Raw genomic sequence first — 14,776 nt, 5'->3', positions numbered from 1 at the left:
CATTTTATTACTTCTGGAATATTTTTATTTAATTTGCTTTTTATTAATTTATATTTAAAAGGTAATCATAAAATTTTTATTAAGGACTAAAATGAAAGGCGCATATAAAAAAGTTAAAAAAGCAATACGTGAGAAAGATTTTGATATATTAGATGCTGGTTTATATAACTTAATAAAATCCTACAAATTAAATTTAAATAATATTGATACTGAACTTAGAAAAACTAATACTTATCCTGAAAAAGAAGACCTAACATTTGCAAAGCTAGTTATTAGTATTGATGATCCTGAACATAAGCTAAAAGTTCTTCTAGCATTAGTTAATCATGGTTTTAATCCTAACTCCAGGATGTTAAATGGTATCACAATTTTAAGCGATGCTATTGAAAAACAGCAATATGAGATTGTAACCTATATTATTACTACTAATCCTAATTCAGTGTCACCAAATGATGTAAAATTAGTAAGAGATAGTGGTGATCAATTTATGATAAGCCTATTTTTGGAAAATTTCGATCATTTTCTTCCCAATAATTCTGCCTCAACTATGCCTAATATAGCCTTACCAGGTGATAAATTTTATAGAGCAGTCTCTGCCATGTTTTATAAATCACCATCTGTAAATAATACTTTGGAGCTTAAATATTTTCTTAGATCAGGTGCTACATATTATCTTGAAAACAAAGAGTTTGGTAGTTTCGATCCTAGAATCAGATATATAAATTTTAGCGGTATATCAGTTAAAAACTGTTACTTTTATAACCTGAATAATGTGTGTGTAATCGTCGCGGATTCAGAAAGATTCTTGAACAATTATGTTGAGAATGTGCTTGTAATTTATGATTTTGAAAGTATTTTTTTGCACGCTAAAATGCTCGATAAAATGCGTAGCCTTGGGTTTAAGCATGATAGTTCGGGTTTGTGTAGTGGTGCTAATGTTGAGTATTTAAGATTTAGTCTAAGAAATCAGGAGGTTTATAAATCATTTATTAGTAAAGTTAAGCGAAAAATGATTATAGGCGATAAAGATTTTTTTGATAGAATTAGTAATTACCAAAAATTTGCCCAAAACTTGCCAATATCTACAAGCTTTAAACCTATATCTACATTTCATATCGATTTTGTTAAAAGTTTTTTTAATGGTAATAAGGAAAAGTATTTTAACTTTATAATTAAAATTCAGCCATTTGGTGATTCTTCATACTCATATCATGATATCCTTATTATGGTTCATGAACCGACTAATATAACCGTATTCGATTTAAATGTTGGCGAATTTAAGGTATCTAATTTTAATATGCTACATGATCAACTATATAGTATTATGAGGTATTATAGTTTTTCGAGTAATGTAATAGGATTCGATATTAATAATAATGCTATAAACTTCTTAAGAGATTTTGAAATTGGGGATATTAAATATAATAAGTTTGCTAAGAACCATCCTGATATTTATAAATCTTTTCATTATTTAAGAGCAATAAAGTATGACAACTGGGATTTTGTATTTCAAAACTTAGACAAATTTCATACTAAGTATCTTAAATATAGCACATTCAGACATAAACTTTATAATGTGATGGCATACGCAAGTCCAAGAATTCAAAAATTTATGTGTAATGAGATTGACCCAAAATATTATGAAGAAATGAGAAAGGAATTGTTGGGAGGTTCAAGAGAGCAGAATGATAAAGCTGCTTATTTTGAAGAAATGTACAGATCTGAAAATTTTTGGAAGATATTTTCTCACTATGTGGAAATCAATAATTTTGAGGCTGCACAAAAATTAGTCAATAATAGCGGCAATATACAGGAAGATAACGCTGCGATTTCTATAATACTGGCATCAATGTTTGAACCAGGAAAAGATATAAGATTTAGAGATTTGCTTGATGTTTGTTATGAGCAAAACCCATTAAATGGTTTTAATGGCAGGAACGGTATAATCATGCGATATGCAAGTATAGCCAGAAAAGATGATAGTTTTTTAAAATATACATTTTCTGAACATAATAGAAAGATAGATAACAAAAAAATTAATTTATAAATTAATTTGACATATGGTTAATATTATGTTAATATAGCCAAATAAATTTACATAATTGAGGTGAATATGTCTATAATTACTGTTAGTGGTGATGATGCCGCTATAAATACTTTAATGTCTGTAAGCGACTTTTTACAAAACTTTTATATTACAAGGAATTGTTATAATAATAAGCTTGCTAAAGACATCGAAAATGATTATTTAACAAATGTTTTTATTAAAGAAGCTTACCAAAAAGAAGGATTCCATTATGGAAGCGATATACATCCATTTTTAAGAGATGTAGTATACGGAACATGGGGCGGAGCAGCAATCGGGCATGATATTTCGCACAATACAATAGGTAAGCTATTAGATTACGTAGGATTTGAAAATACATCTAATTATATAGATATGGCAGCAGCAGGTACTGGAGCAGGAATAGGTTTATATGTAAGCACATTTGTAGGTTTAGCGCACGAATTAGTTAATGCTGTAGGGCATGATACAGGCTGGTTCCACATTTAGTCTTCTAATTTGTAATTATGTGCAGCGTCGCTTCCTCACTCATGTAGGTTTTACTACATGTCGTGTAGCTATTTCTGTACAAAATTCAAGTTAAGTCACTACATATACCTGATTTATATGGAAATGTTATAAAATTGAAATTTATATTATTAATTTGTTAACTAAATAATTGACATGGGGTTAATAAAATGTTAATATTTAAATATATGGCAAATATATTGTTATATTTTAAAATTAATAAAGGTATGTAAGTATATGACAAATGTAAATTCAAGCAATTCTGAAGAAATGGGAATCTTAGAAGTATATAAAATTCCTGAAGTTCATGGACCTAACCCTTCAAACCCTTATGCTTATGCAGAGTGGGGTGCGCCTGATTACTTTAAAGTTGTTGCATTTTATAATGATATGTCACAGCACTACGATGCTGATAGAAAAGATGATGGAATGGGTCAAATATTCCCACTTTTACACCATCCCGTAACAGTTGATACTTATTACGGTGGTTATCTTGGTGCGGCTGTTGCTTATGACATTATTCATAATACTGCTGGTATGGCGCTAGATTACGCTGGTCTTCATAAGACCTCTTTAGTAACGCATATGGCTGCTTCTACAGTAGGTGGTGCAGTTGGTGCTGTTGTTGGTTTTGCAGGTGGATTAGTCCACGAAGCAGCTTACCTATTTGGTGAAGCGACAGATTGGTTCCATATCTAATTCAGTTGTAAATATTTGATAAACTGCTACGGGTTTTAATTAATCCGTAGCAGTTATCTTTTAAGAATAAGATGCTTTTAAAGACTTTTTAAAGTCATAAAAAAATTAAAAAATGATTTTAATATAGTAAAAAAATCATATTTTTTTCAATAAGGGTTACAGGAGCCGATCAGCTTTCTCTGATCTGGTCAAGACCCTAACTTAAATACTTTATTTATAAAAATTTCTTCAAAGCCTATTTTCTTATAAATTCCAAGTCCTTGCTTAGAAGCTTCTAAGAAACAAAATGCAGCGCCTTCTTCCTTTGCTTTACTCAAACCATGCTTAATTATAGCAGTTGCATAACCTTTATTCTGATACTCAGGCAATGTCCCGACATCATCTATTCTTGCAATATTATCAAATATACTAATTGTACATGACACTATAGAAACACCATCAAGCAAACCAACATAATGAAACATTTTACCTTCATTTGCCTTAAATCTTTGATGAGCTTTAACATACGAATCCATAATCTCGTTATTTGCTTCAAATGCTTCTGTAAGTGGTATTCTCCACACATTCAGGTTACTACCATCTTCTATAAACTGAAGATCAGTAATAGACGTCTCTATATTACCATCTAGATTAATAAACATGGCAGTAGATTCGTCTATTTCATTTAAGCCCAAGTCTGCTAAAATCTGATAATTTTGTTCATTACAATTTTCAGCCTTTGTAACTAATATCCAAGGCAAGTCTAGCTGACTATATTTATTTATAGCCTTAGTGACTATAATACTAAAATCGTCTGATATTTTTGGACAACTTAATATATTTAGACCCTCAGCCGGAACGCCAGTAATATAAGACTTAGCATATTCATTAAATATAATAGTATCTGAACTTACATTACTAAAAAATGAGTCCTCAGCTTTATAAAATAATTTTATTAATTGATTTTCCATTATTACCATCACCTTACCATTATAGTTAAAGTATTTAAATTATGGTACAGGAATGACGAGCGAAGCTGAGTCAAACCTAGGTGAGCGAGGAAATGACACATACCAGAATTATAAAGACTTAACTATATACAAAAAGGTCTGGGTATTGATGCCCAGACCTTCCTCTATAAGCTTTGTAGAACTTAAGCCATTTCGATAATTTCCTGACCTGTTTCCTGATCAACAGCTTTCATTGAAAGCTTAAACTTACCTTTATCGAAACCAACTACTTTTACCCAAACGCTTTGACCTTCAGAAAGAACTTCAGTCACCTTATCTAAACGTCTGCCTTTTACAATTTCGCTAATATGCACTAATGCATCCTTGCCGCCAATTGTAATAAATGCACCAAAATCAACGATTTTAGCAACTTTACCCTGATATATACTACCAACTTCAAGATCACTAATAATCGACTTAATCATGGTTAAAGCAATGTCTCTGCCTTTAGCGTTATTAACAGCAATAGAAACTTCACCACTATCATCGATGTCGATTTTTGCACCAGAAAGCTCAACGATTTCTTTAATTACCTTACCACCTGAACCGATGATATCACGAACTTTATCTTTAGGTACGGTGATTTTTGTAATTGTCGGAGCATTCTCGCTTAAAGATGTTCTGTGAGTATTTAGCACATTATTCATAGCGTATAAAATATGCGCACGACCCTTTTGAGCCTGAGCGATTGCTCTTTCCATAATTTCAAGAGTAATACCGCAAACTTTAATATCCATTTGAAGTGCTGTAATACCTCTATCAGTACCGGCAACTTTAAAATCCATATCACCAAGATGATCTTCATCACCCATAATATCAGAAAGGATTACATAGTTTTTGGAATCCTGCATAATGAGACCCATTGCAATACCTGCAACTGGCGCTGCAATTGGCACACCTGCGTCCATAAGAGCAAGTGATGCACCACAAACCGTAGCCATTGAAGAAGAACCGTTTGATTCTGTAATTTCAGATACAACCCTTACTGTGTATGGGAATGCTGCTTTTTCAGGCATAACTGGTTTTACTGCTCTCCATGCAAGCTTACCGTGACCGATTTCTCTTCTGCCTGGCGCTCTCATAGGACCCACTTCACCTACAGAAAATGAAGGGAAGTTATAATGAAGCATGAATTTAGCTCGTGTTTCATTAGGATTAATGCCATCAAGAATTTGTTCATCTTGCGTTGTTCCAAGTGTTGTAGCAACGATTGCCTGAGTTTCACCTCTGGTAAATAAGCTTGAACCATGAGCCATAGGAAGAATTCCTGTCTCAATCTCTAACTGTCTGATTTCGTCTGTTCTACGACCGTCAATACGTCTGTTATCAGAAACAATCCACTCTCTAACGATTTCACTTTCTAACTTTTTAAGGAGTTTAGCAACTAAAGCTGAGTCATAACCTTGTGGTTCAAAATGTTCAATAGTGTCTGTTTTAAGCGTATCAAGCATTTCACGGCGTTTTTGTTTCGCTTTTTCTAAGAATGCAGAGATAACTCTTTCTTTACAGTAATTTTTAAGAAGCGTTACAAGCTCAGGATCATGCTCCGCAGGAAGCTGTAATAATGGCTTATTAACAGTTTTTGCAAGGTCATTAATCGCACTGATAGCAACCTGGAATGAATCATGAGCAAATTTCACCGCTTTAAGCATTGTAGCTTCGCTAAGCTCAGAAGCTTCAGACTCAACCATTAACACTGAATCATGTGTACCTGATACAATCAAATCTAATTGTGATTCTAAAATTTCATCAAAATTTGGATTTAATAAAAACTCACCGTTTACATAACCAACTTTTGAAGCTGCAATAGGACCTTTAAATGGAGCGCCAGAAATTTGTACAGATGCAGCAGCACCAATAAGTGCAAAAATTTCAGGATCCACTTCTGGGTCATGCGAAAGTAGCGTACATACTACTTGTGTATCGTAATGATAATTATCCGGGAATAATGGTCTGATTGACCTGTCAATTACCCTAGATGTTAACACCTCACCTTCGGAAGGTTTTGTTTCTCTTTTAAAAAATCCGCCTGGAATTTTACCTGCGGCGAATGCCTTTTCCTGATATACTACTGTAAGCGGTAAAAAGTCGATATCTTCCTTAACTTTTTTATCAATTGTAGTAGTACAAAGAATCATAGTCTTACCAACGGTAAGCATTACTGCTCCGTCTGCTTGTCTTGCTATTTTACCTGTTTGTAATGTTACGGTTTTGCCACCGATTTCAAATGTTTTTTCAACTATATTAAACACTATTATATTCCTTTATTTTGTTAGTAGGCATGACTCTCTCAATGCCTTTATTACTTCTCTTTTGTAAGCATTTTACATTATATTGATATATTCATAAATGTAAAACATTGTTTTTGCACCTAAACTGAAACAATGCTAATCGCATTTTTTCCTGCAAAATCAGTTATTTCTTCTTTTTCTAAAATAAAGCATTTGCTTTTCTCAATTGCTACGGCTTTAATTTTTGCCTTAAAACAGTTTTTGATTGTTTTAATACCGATTGTGGGAAGATCAACTTTTAAATTCTGACCGCTTTTTGGCATTTTAACCATAACGCCGCCATATTTAACGTTTGAATTAATACTTTTTGCCCGCTCAAGCATTGCATCAGTACCATCTGCCCCTTCGACGCATATTATTTGTTTATTACGCACAACTACTGCCTGCCCTATATCAAATTTACTAGCAGTTTGTAGATATTCCCTACCAATTTGAATATCAACTTTTTCCAATTCACTTGTAATGTCGTTTATAGTGCCTGCAAACATATGGTTTTCAATAAACGCCTGAGCGCCAACAACTTCAAAACCATGATTTTGTTCAAAAAAGTCAACAATTTGAGACAAAATTTTATCATCCCCACCTATGTTACTTAGAATTTGTTTAAGCAAAATTTTAGCGTCGCTATCTATATTTAAAATGCCAAACAAGTTTGGACGTGTTATTTTTCCTAATAAAATCAATGAGTTAACATTGTTAGACTTGAAAAAATTGATAGTTTTTTTAACTTCAGTAATCGAGCATTTAATGAAAGGTACTGAATTTAAAAGCAAGAAGCTTGCAAGACCATAATTTAAAGCCACAACATAAGGCTCTATTCCTTTTTTCTTTAGCTCTTTTATAAGAATATAAGGAAGATCTCCGCTACCTGCAATGATACCAATTTTTTTTATTTCATTATTTGTTAACATATACTTTACAATTTGTTTTTATGGGCTTATATAGCAAGTGAAAACACATAGGTTTTCGATTCATTATATTTTAATATACATAAAATCAAAGGTTTTAACATGAAAAAATTATTACTTAGCCTAGGTATGCTATTAGTAACATTTCTGCATGCAGGTGCGGATAGCCAAAAGAAATACGAATATACATTTTATATCGGTCGTTTCCAGCCAGTACATAATGGTCATATCAGGGTTATGGAAGAAGCTTTAAATATTTCTGATAAGCTTATCGTTCTTTGTGGTTCTGCTGATAAATCAGGAACAGAAAAGAACCCATTAACTTTCATGGAAAGAGCAAATTTAATCAGAAAAGTTATGGACAAAAAATTCCCTGGCAGAGTAATGATTACAAGTATTAACGACTATCCTTTTGATAAACAGTGGGAAGATGCTGTACACAAAGCTGTTAGCACTTTAACAAGTGGAAGCAAATCTATTGCTTTAGTTGGTCACTTTAAAGATGATTCATCATACTATTTAAACAATTTCCCAGAGTTTGAATTAGTTAAAATGCCAAACTACGATAATATCAACGCTACAGATATCAGAAAAAACATTAGAGAGAAAAACCTTGATGCTGTTAAAGCCGTAATCCCAAGCATTATTTATGAAGATGTAATAAAACTCATTAAATAATTTTGAAGCATATAGCGGTAGGGGGAGTATAACCTTACCGCTATATTATAACATATAAGGGAGTATATGTGATTTAAGGATTAATTTTTGGGTATATTTTCCTTATCTCATGCTATAATATTAACATTTTATTAACACAATGTCAAGTATATGGTTAATAAATTAATAACAAAAATGATAAATTTCTACAATTTCTATGAAAATCAAGGAATTAAATAAAAAAAGTACAACTACTGTGTTTTTTTATTATAATAAATACTTGGTTATCTCACTAATTATTCTACCTGGTTAGTGCTACAAAGTAATTTACGTCTAAATCTTCAGATAAATTCCATGCATTTTTCATTGGATTGAATGTCATTCCTGTAATCGATTTAGCTTTTAAGTTATGTTTTTCTGCGGCTATAACTACTTCAGATGGTTTTAAAAATTTATGCCAATCATGCGTTCCTTTCGGAAGCCAGCGTAGTACATATTCAGCACCAACTATAGCAAATAAGAATGACTTTGCTGTTTTGTTAATGGTACTGAGTATTATAATGCCGTTTTCAGTCATAAGCTTAGATAAATCTTGCATGAATTGGTCAACGTCGGATACGTGTTCAATTGTCTCAAGTGCTATAACTACATCAAACTTACGACCCTGATCAACTAAAGTTGAGGCTTCGCAGTGAAGATATTCTATATTTAGATTCATGAGTTTTGCATGCTCTTTAGCAACAACAATATTTTTCTCAGTAGCGTCAACACCTGTTACATTACCGTCAAGTCTTGCCAGTGGCTCAGAAAGTAATCCGCCACCACAGCCTACGTCGATAATATTAAGACCTTCAAGAGAGTCGCAGTTAAAATGGCTATAAATTTGATCCCTCACAAATTTTACCCTACACGGATTCATTTTATGAAGTGGTTTTAAAGGACCGTTTTCATTCCACCATGTTGAAGATAATTTGGAAAACTTTTCTACTTCTTTAGGATCAATTGTTGTTGCCATTCGTATTTTCTCCAAAATTTTTAATATAATAGTCTTCTATAAATTTAGCCCTGTCTAAGGCTAAAATTTTAAATATATGTTGCTTATTTTCTGCCTTTTTAGTGCTTAAGTCAATGCCACCTAAATCTTTTTGGAACTTTAAAATTTCTTCAAGAGAATGCTTTTTGGAATACCTGTAAATAGAGTAAACACCAAGCATTGTAGTAGTTCTCCCTCTGCCAGCCTTGCAGTGAATATGAATTAAGTGACTATTTGCAAAAGCTTCTAAAGCCTCTTCAAATATTTTAACTTTTTCTTCATTTGGCGTAAACATATTTCTGATCGGAATTCTGATATAATCAATATCAAGGCGTTTAGCGAGGTCTGCTTCATATTCCGCTGTTTCTACTGTAACCATTGTACTTAATTTATCATCTTTGACATAAATTTTAAGAGTTCTTCCAATTAAATCAGATGGTTTAATTGTAACAGTTTGTAAATGCTTTTTAGGAGTAACTCTAACAGGTTTGCCATTAATAAAATAATGCGTTTCATTCATAATATCGATTAATAATAATCTTCTGCCGATCTTAAGTGCATTTTCTTTTAAAAACATTAACTGTAGCTCAGTGAACATGCCGCTTGCTGAAATGCGATCTGTATCGCTTTTAAAGAATGTACTAGGTACAATCTGGCGATAGTGACGTGGCTGAGGTGCGTCAAATTCCGATAAATCATACTCATAAATGTAATCATCTACGGAATCAGCCGCTTGGCTTAAAGTGGTATATAACATAATACTAAAAAATAAAATCTTTGAAAACACTTGAATAACTTATAATAATTATTATAATTACCATCAGTAGAGTATAAATTTCTACTAATTACAACTCATTAAATGGGTATACTATGAAGTTTAATAGAAATCAATCTTATGTACAAGTTAGTTCTGCAAATGAATATAACGAAGGATTAAGAAAATTTATGCTAGGCATATACAACTATATGGGTATTGGCCTGGTTTTAACTGGTGTTTGTGCAATGCTTGCGTCTTCAAGTGAAGCTTTCATGCGGTTAATGTTTACGCCGCAAGGTTTAAGTGGCTTTGGCTGGCTTATTGCTTTAGCACCTTTAGGATTTGCAATATTCTTAAGTGCTGGAATACAAAGGGTACAGGTTAAAACTGCGCAGGTGTTATTTTATGCTTATGCAGCAATTATGGGTTTGTCTCTGTCTTCGCTTTTCCTTGTTTACACAGGCGAAAGTATTGCTAAAACATTTTTTATAACAGCAGCTGTGTTTGGTAGTATGAGCATTTATGGCTATACAACTAAAAAAGACCTAACATCAATGGGTTCTTTCCTTATGATGGGTGTTATCGGAATTTTAATTGCGTCAGTAATTAATATTTTCCTCGGTAGCAGTGGTTTAAGCTTTATTGTTTCATTGCTTTCTGTAGCTATTTTTACAGGGTTAGTTGCATTTGATACACAAAAACTTAAGCAAATTTATTTTGCTGTAGGTAATGATACTGAAGCTGCTGCTAAAGTATCAATAATTGGCGCTTTAAGTTTATATATGGATTTCATCAATATATTTGTGAACTTGCTTAGATTCTTTGGTGACAGAAGAGACTAATAAATTTAGTCTTAAATGACCTGGCGTTATTGAAAGTGCGGTTTATAGCCGCACTTTTTTTTATTATAACTTGCTACTAATTAATAAAGTATTTTAGTAAGTTTAATAGCTTATTTTGCAATTTTTTTGTATCAGAATTTTTTATCGCAGTCTTTATAAAAATTAATTATACTTTAAATTTTGCCTATAAGTTAATTGTTGATGATTTTTTCTGTAATCTATGGAAAACATCATCTTTAATAGCATTGTTAATTTGTTTATCGATATCTGGAATGCCGGTATATAATAATCTTGAATCTTTTAAAATTTGTTTATACATTTTCTGAGTGGTAAGATCAAAAACTGTAGTTATGCCGTCCCCTTGCTGAGATGAAATTTTATTGAACCAATTGCCTTTTTCATTAGTATTGTTAGATGATGTTCTTAAAGTGTTAAGTAAATTATTGATAGCGATGTAATTAGGATGTTTTTTGATAATATTTAAGTTGTATTGATTTATCCATGGTAAAATATTTTCGCCTGCTAGTTTTCGACAATTAGGTGACTTGACAATTTCTAAAATAGCTTCATCTTCAATATCTTTTACATTTATAAAATTCTTGTCTACATTTGCACCGCATGCAAGTAAAAGTAGGCAACAAATGTTTGAATTAACATATGGAGAATAAATGACATGTTCTAAAGGTATTTCATTAAGATTACTATTATTTTTCTTAATATTATGAGCTATGTTAGGATCGGCGCCGATTGATAATAATTGAGCAAGTAAACTAGGATTTTGATCTGCTGATGCAATTAAAACCCAGCGATTTATTAAATCTATGTTTAGTGCTTTTTTATCTGCTTTTGTCAGTAATGATTTAACTAATCTGGTTTTTTTGTTATGCACCATATTTTGCATATCTACATTTTTCATAGCTCCATCAGTAATTAGGTTATAGTCATCTGCTCCGCGCTCAATTAATAGGTCTACAAAATCCTGATTTCCATGATAAGCAGCCCAATATGCAGCATTATTTAGCTTAACAAGCGGAATTTCTTGACCTGATTCTAAAATTTTTCTTACATCTTCCCACTTATTATCTTTAGCTTTAACTGTTATTCCGCTGACTGAGATTGAGCTATTAGAATTTAAGCCTGTTTTGACCCCTTTACTTATTTTTTTGGCGTTTTTAGCAGCTTTTTTGTGTAGATTTTTTGACTCTTTGTCTTTTTTATCCTTTTTATCGCCATCTTTCATAAAAAATACCTGTGTAATAAAATGTTAATATAATTTTAACATTGCGTTAAGTTTGATTCAATATATTAAAAATAAACAAACCCTTTGGTTATATAAATCAAAGGGTTGTTATGAAGAGTTTATGGCTAAAATAGTGCTTACTAGAACGTAAGTTCGATATATCTTTCTGTTGAGATAGGTAATACAGCCTCACGATATGATATTTTAAAGTAATCGTCATACTGAGAAGGATTTGTTGCATCAGAAAGCGCCCTACCAAATGTTCTGAATGCTTCATCTTTGGTATAATTAAGCTCATCTTTTGAAACTATACCATTGGTAATTAAGGAAATTTGCTCGATAGGAGCGTTTAAAGTTTCAAGGAACTTTTCCTTTACATTTGCATTAACGGCTAACTGGCTTTTGCCTTCGCCTTTTGTAATTAACTGAAGCGCCTTACCAGCGTAGCTAACGAGACTATTACTAGATGCAGCCCAGGTTTCTGCTTTTTGCCATTTAAATTCAGATTTTGCCCAAAGCCCACCAAATACATAGCCAAAACACATTCCAGCAAAATGGTTGATTGTAAAATCAATTAAATTTGCCAATTTTGGGCTTAAAGCTAAAAAGGCTTTGAGTACGTATTTATTTCTGGTGGCTAAAAATAGTCCTTCGGATACATAGTGACCAACGCCAAATATGTTTAAAGCTGATGAAACAATTGCACGTGTAATTGGCAGAATGTTATAGCCAATAATTGATAAACCTAATTGCTTGCCTAAAGCATACCAGTCATTAGCATGATTAGGGTTAAACCACTTATTAGGTGTACGGTCAACAACATCAATGTCGTCTAATTTAGGCTTAGCTCCGATTGTTGTGTCGATTACATTTGTTGTAGTAGTGTTTATTAAACCTGGAATATCAAGCTCAATAGCTGAATATTGATTCTCTAAAAACGCATTTTCATCAAAGTTAGCTTTAAATGCGATGTGATTTGCGGCGTACGCATTTACTATTTTATAAATCAGTGAGTTATGACTGTTATCAGATGCTTCTAGTTTTTGTTTAAACCTTGATTCAGCTGGATAAGCAGCAAGTAAAGCTGTTTTGATAGCATCAAACTGGTCTGTATAAATACTGTTTAAATAGTTTCGGTATTCTTGATTACTAAGGGTTGGCTTTTCGCCAATTGTTGTATCAACTATGTTAGCTTTGATAGTGTTAATTAATGCATCTAGATCAATTTGAACTGATGAAAAGTCATTGGCAGCGTAGCCAGCTTCATCTGAGTCATCTTTAAATTCAAGGTGACTGTAAGCATAAGTATTTATAATTCTATAAATTAATGAATTTCGGCTATTATCTGATGCTTCAAGTTTTTGCCTGAATTTTGATTGAGAAGGGTAAGCGGTAAGTAAGGTTGTTTTAATGGTGTCAAACTGAGGGGTATTAAAAATATTCTTTAAAAGAATATTGTATCCTATTGGAGATAAGTCTGGGTCTACGCTGTTCTTGATATCCCTAAAGTCAGTGTAATTTTTTAATTCATTTGGGTTATGTTTACTATAATGCCAGCTTAGTTTAGTCATTTGCTTTAACCTATAATTTGTTTGAATTATAAATAATATATTAAGTGGTAAATGTCAATTATTGCTTTAAGAAATTGTTAATATATTGATAAATAAAAAGCCCCTAAATGATTAGGGGCTTTTTAAGGTATATCGCAAAAGATGATTAGAAAGTAATTTCTGCAGATCTTTCGATACTTCTTGAAGGGTCAACTGCCATTCTGAAAGTTACTTTAGAAGCTTCTTTAGAATAATTAGCATTAGAAATGTCAATTACCTTATCTTTGAAGATTTCTTCAGCTTCATTTAGGGTAAGTTTATATTCAGGAAACTGACTATTTACTGTATTAGCCACATATTGATGAAGTGATGTAGTATTCACTTCAGATTTTCCAACTACTTTACCTTCACCACGTGTTAAGTAATGAGCTGCTTTTGCAAAGAATCTGCCAATGCGGTTTGTTTGTGCATGAGTATGTTTTTCAACTGATTCAAATTTGAATGTTGATTTTGCCCAGAAACCACCAGCAATGTAACCAGCTAAGCCACCAAATACATATTTTGCTGCAATTGTAAGACCTTTTTTAACGCTTGGAGAAATCACATTTAAAACTTTAGCAATCTCTGGGTTTGTAGCAAGTTTTGCAACAATTTTGCCAGCATATGGAGCAAGACCAATACGGCGACCAATAATCATAACTAATGGAATAGCAAAAACGCCTAAAGCTGTTATAACTGCTTGTTTTGCAAATGCAAAGTATTCATTTTTATTTTTAAAGTCGACTTTTTTATCTGTAACTTTAGCTTTTGCCTTAGGTGCAGTAATTGTATGTTCAATAAGAGATTTTAATGTATTAGAAATGTCGCCACTTGCTATTGTTAATCCATTATGTGTGCCTGATCTATCGTGAAATTTAACGTGTTTTCTTGCTGCCACTAAAGCTTTGATAATAAAAGAATCTTTGGTAGTTGAAGCAGTGCTGTCAATTAAATCCTTAAGCTTAATATGTTGTGCGTTTGTATTGTCTAAGCCAGCTTTTAAAGCTGTTTTCATATAATCTAATCTAGCTTTTAAAAGATTTTGATCATTTGTACTTAGTATGTCTACTAAAAAGTCTGTAAATGCCTTTTCATAAGCTAAATCATTGTTGCTATCTTTTTGAGCCTCAAGATTATTATATTGAGTGCTGCTATTTTTATCAGATTTTTCAAAACTCCAAATAAAATCAGTCATAAAT

13 protein-coding genes are annotated in these 14,776 nt (G+C 32.2%); 5 read left to right on the top strand and 8 right to left on the bottom strand.

Features of this window, described 5'->3' with window-relative positions; translation table 11 throughout:
* Positions 1 to 91: 91 nt before the first annotated feature.
* From BGO27_00110 to BGO27_00100, 3 genes are all read left to right on the top strand, one after another.
* Positions 92 to 2,047: a hypothetical protein gene (locus BGO27_00110; protein ID OJV13193.1), complete on the top strand. Its 1,956-nt coding sequence runs from the start codon at positions 92 to 94 to the stop codon at positions 2,045 to 2,047.
* 66 nt (positions 2,048 to 2,113) lie between these two features.
* Positions 2,114 to 2,554, top strand: a complete 441-nt coding sequence (locus BGO27_00105) for a hypothetical protein (protein ID OJV13192.1) — start codon at positions 2,114 to 2,116, stop codon at positions 2,552 to 2,554.
* A 255-nt stretch (positions 2,555 to 2,809) separates the two neighbouring features.
* Positions 2,810 to 3,271: a hypothetical protein gene (locus BGO27_00100; GenBank protein ID OJV13191.1), complete on the top strand. Its 462-nt coding sequence runs from the start codon at positions 2,810 to 2,812 to the stop codon at positions 3,269 to 3,271.
* Positions 3,272 to 3,459: 188 nt separating this feature from the next.
* On the opposite strand, the gene BGO27_00095 is transcribed toward BGO27_00100, so the two are convergent.
* From BGO27_00095 to BGO27_00085, 3 genes are all read right to left on the bottom strand, one after another.
* Positions 3,460 to 4,221 carry a hypothetical protein gene (locus tag BGO27_00095; GenBank protein ID OJV13190.1) on the bottom strand — a complete coding sequence of 254 codons (762 nt, stop codon included), beginning with the start codon at positions 4,219 to 4,221 and terminating at the stop codon, positions 3,460 to 3,462.
* 182 nt (positions 4,222 to 4,403) lie between these two features.
* On the bottom strand, positions 4,404 to 6,512 hold the full coding sequence (locus BGO27_00090; GenBank protein OJV13189.1) for a polyribonucleotide nucleotidyltransferase: 2,109 nt from the start codon (positions 6,510 to 6,512) through the stop codon (positions 4,404 to 4,406).
* A 119-nt stretch (positions 6,513 to 6,631) separates the two neighbouring features.
* On the bottom strand, positions 6,632 to 7,462 hold the full coding sequence (locus BGO27_00085) for a hypothetical protein (GenBank protein ID OJV13188.1): 831 nt from the start codon (positions 7,460 to 7,462) through the stop codon (positions 6,632 to 6,634).
* A 99-nt stretch (positions 7,463 to 7,561) separates the two neighbouring features.
* On the opposite strand from BGO27_00085, the gene BGO27_00080 reads away from it, so the two are divergent.
* Entirely contained in the window at positions 7,562 to 8,137 is a 576-nt protein-coding gene (locus BGO27_00080) for a hypothetical protein (protein ID OJV13187.1), read from the top strand.
* Between the two features lie 280 nt (positions 8,138 to 8,417).
* On the opposite strand, the gene BGO27_00075 is transcribed toward BGO27_00080, so the two are convergent.
* Together BGO27_00075 and BGO27_00070 are read right to left on the bottom strand one after the other, a co-directional pair.
* On the bottom strand, positions 8,418 to 9,131 hold the full coding sequence (locus tag BGO27_00075) for a bifunctional 3-demethylubiquinol 3-O-methyltransferase/2-polyprenyl-6-hydroxyphenol methylase (GenBank protein ID OJV13186.1): 714 nt from the start codon (positions 9,129 to 9,131) through the stop codon (positions 8,418 to 8,420).
* Positions 9,115 to 9,906 carry a hypothetical protein gene (locus BGO27_00070; protein OJV13185.1) on the bottom strand — a complete coding sequence of 264 codons (792 nt, stop codon included), beginning with the start codon at positions 9,904 to 9,906 and terminating at the stop codon, positions 9,115 to 9,117. Before BGO27_00070 ends, BGO27_00075 begins: the two co-directional genes overlap by 17 nt.
* 113 nt (positions 9,907 to 10,019) lie before the next feature.
* Here BGO27_00070 and BGO27_00065 point away from each other — a divergent pair, with 113 nt between their 5' ends.
* A complete protein-coding gene (locus BGO27_00065) occupies positions 10,020 to 10,748 on the top strand; it encodes a hypothetical protein (GenBank protein OJV13184.1) in 729 nt (242 codons plus the stop codon).
* Positions 10,749 to 10,932: 184 nt separating this feature from the next.
* Here the strand turns inward: BGO27_00065 and BGO27_00060 are convergent, their stop codons facing one another.
* From BGO27_00060 to BGO27_00050, 3 genes are all read right to left on the bottom strand, one after another.
* Positions 10,933 to 11,988, bottom strand: a complete 1,056-nt coding sequence (locus tag BGO27_00060; GenBank protein ID OJV13183.1) for a hypothetical protein — start codon at positions 11,986 to 11,988, stop codon at positions 10,933 to 10,935.
* A gap of 140 nt (positions 11,989 to 12,128) precedes the next feature.
* The gene (locus tag BGO27_00055) at positions 12,129 to 13,559 is read right to left on the bottom strand and encodes a hypothetical protein (protein OJV13182.1); all 1,431 of its coding nucleotides are present in this window, start codon (positions 13,557 to 13,559) and stop codon (positions 12,129 to 12,131) included.
* A 145-nt stretch (positions 13,560 to 13,704) separates the two neighbouring features.
* Positions 13,705 to 14,772, bottom strand: a complete 1,068-nt coding sequence (locus BGO27_00050; GenBank protein OJV13181.1) for a hypothetical protein — start codon at positions 14,770 to 14,772, stop codon at positions 13,705 to 13,707.
* Positions 14,773 to 14,776: the final 4 nt, after the last annotated feature.

The sequence above is a fragment of the Alphaproteobacteria bacterium 33-17 genome, from assembly GCA_001897445.1.
Lineage (GTDB): Bacteria > Pseudomonadota > Alphaproteobacteria > Rickettsiales > 33-17 > 33-17.
The sequence above is the reverse complement of the archived record's forward strand: the minus strand, read 5'-3'. Positions and strand labels throughout refer to the sequence as shown.